The sequence below is a fragment of the Citrobacter sp. VF227 genome, from assembly GCF_052950715.1.
On the sequence record NZ_JBRFVF010000298.1, the window covers coordinates 1 to 496 of the forward strand.

The 496-nt window shown below is 64.9% G+C and carries 1 protein-coding gene; it reads right to left on the bottom strand.

Annotated features, from left to right (window positions below; genetic code table 11):
* Positions 1-496 (bottom strand): beta-ketoacyl synthase N-terminal-like domain-containing protein (locus ACU8YC_RS26400; RefSeq protein WP_446896180.1); only part of this gene is annotated, 496 nt, incomplete at both ends.

Sequence of the window (496 nt, forward strand, 5' to 3'; positions counted from 1 at the left end):
GTACTGCACCTGTTCGACGTTCAGCTGAGCGTCGTTCAGCGCATTGCGGATGCAACGGGCAGCACCGGCGCCGTCATCGGGCGGCGAGGTCATGTGAAACGCGTCGGCGCTCATGCCGAAGCCGATCAACTCGGCATAGATGCGGGCGCCACGCGCCTTGGCATGCTCGAGCTCCTCGAGCACCAGCGCACCGGCACCATCGGATAGCACGAAACCGTCGCGCCCCTTGTCCCAGGGACGGCTCGCGGCGGCCGGGTCATCGTTGCGAGTGGACAACGCACGCGCCGCGGCGAAGCCACCGATACCGAGCCCGCAGGCAGCCATCTCGGAACCACCGGCAACCATCACGTCGGCTTCACCGTAGGCAATGTTGCGTGCCGCCATGCCGATGCAATGGGTGCCCGTGGTACAGGCGGTGGCGATCGCATAGTTGGGGCCTTGCAAACCCAGGTGAATCGACAGGAAACCGGACACCATATTGATGATGGAGCCAGGC